At 59.0% G+C, this 1697-nt stretch carries 2 protein-coding genes; both read right to left on the bottom strand.

Going from position 1 to position 1697, the window contains the following annotated elements; translation table 11 throughout:
- Positions 1–181: 181 nt before the first annotated feature.
- The gene (gene ispF, locus NW819_RS11595; protein ID WP_414413836.1) at positions 182–691 is read right to left on the bottom strand and encodes a 2-C-methyl-D-erythritol 2,4-cyclodiphosphate synthase; all 510 of its coding nucleotides are present in this window, start codon (positions 689–691) and stop codon (positions 182–184) included.
- A gap of 364 nt (positions 692–1055) precedes the next feature.
- Complete coding sequence (locus tag NW819_RS11600) at positions 1056–1349, bottom strand: TIGR02450 family Trp-rich protein (RefSeq protein ID WP_414329949.1); 294 nt, start codon at positions 1347–1349, stop codon at positions 1056–1058.
- Positions 1350–1697 lie beyond the last annotated feature (348 nt).

Genomic DNA, 1697 nt, shown 5'->3' on the forward strand with positions numbered 1-1697 from the left:
AGGCCCTCACCCCCAGCCTTTCTCCTAGAGGAGTAGCCCCCCTCCCGGCCCCTTTCCCAGAGGGAAAATTGGGGATCCAGGTAATGGGTGGTTTGACTGCGACTTGGGCAGATTCTGCGTTTTTGAGGGAGCGATTGCTTGCCAGTTTGGCAGCTCAGGCAGTGGGGTGACCAGGTTCTTTTCAGATTCTGATGGGAAGGTCAGAGGAAGCTTGTCCTCTCTGTTCCAGCAACAGGGCTACTGCGAAGGCAGCAATGGCCTCTCCCTGACCTATGGGGCCCAGTTTTTCGTTAGTAGTAGCCTTGACCCCCACTTGCTTGGGGGAGATCTGCATCGCCTCTGCCAGGCGGGCCTGCATGGCGGGGATGTGAGGTTTGAGCTTCGGCTGCTCCGCCACCACCACACTGTCCACATTGACAATTCGCCAGCCTTCTTGGCTCACCAGTTGCACCACTTGCTGCAATAGAAGGATGCTATCGGCCCCTTTCCAGCGTTCTTCTTCCGGGGGGAAGTAGTAGCCAATATCCCGCAGAGCGGCAGCCCCCAGGAGAGCATCCATGATGGCGTGGGTAAGCACATCGGCGTCGCTATGGCCCAACAGTCCCTTCTCGTAAGGGATCCGGATCCCGCCCAGGATCAGGGGGCGCCCCTCGACGAGGCGGTGGATGTCGTAGCCCTGGCCAATGCGCACTTTTCCGGCTCCCTTGGGAAAACCATCGAGACCCTTGTCGACCATCGCCCCCTCCGAGGAGCTAGGGGGATGGGAGTCGAGTAACCGACAAGCAGCTTTTGAGAACGCCTCTTTCTATTCTGCCGGCTTCAGAGGGGAATAGCAGATGGGACAAGACGAACCACTGTAGCAGTCGAAGCAGATGAGGTGAGACTTCCCGTAGGGATTGGCGCAGCGCTTGGCCCACTGATAATCGCTGTAGCTAAGATCTTTTCCGCAAACGTCACATCTGGCCATCCCGCTTTCTTCTCCTCAAGCTTCCGAATTAAAACACCACACTAGAGAGATGATCCTAATCGATCCCTGAGCCCCAGCTTGAGAGAAACTATCCCCCAGCCCTGTCCAGAAGGGGATCCTGCCGCCCACAGGGGATCCCGTCTTCGAGAGGCGTCCAGCCCGGCTGCCAAAGATCCCGGTTCTTCAGGGTGGCCGCGTTGACCCAGAGGCGCACCTGGGGATCGCAGACGGCTCTGAGCTCGGCAAACACCAGCCCTCCTTCCCCTTGTTGGCGAGCGGTGACCTGAAAATGTCGCCAACCCAGAACAGGCTGAACGGAAGTCCATTTGGAGCCGAGGAGGTGCGGGAAAGGCTGTTTCCGACGGGGTTTGTTGCGAGCCACGGGACGGAGGGTGCGAGCGGGTAAGGGATGAAAGGGACCCAGCTTTCCGGCCATTCCTGAGGACGGCAGCGGGGATCGAGGGGAGCGGCAAAGCCAGCCGAGATCCTGAGTTTCCCTCAGATCCGCCTGTGATCGGTATGTGTGATCGGTATGATCGAGGGGATCCCTTTCCACTCCAGCCTATCCAACCATGGAGCAGCACCGGCAACGGCTTCAGTTCTCTTTCTGGCAGGCAGTCTTGAAGGGGGGCCTTCTGTTTCTGATCCTGGCTGGCCTAATCTTGGGAACAGGCCTGCCCTTGGGAGCGGCAACCGGCCCCACTTTGTCCGGCAAACTTACGGGGCCAGA

Origin of the sequence: Synechococcus sp. R8-2 (assembly GCF_047461715.1) — a bacterium.
Lineage (GTDB): Bacteria > Cyanobacteriota > Cyanobacteriia > Thermostichales > Thermostichaceae > Thermostichus.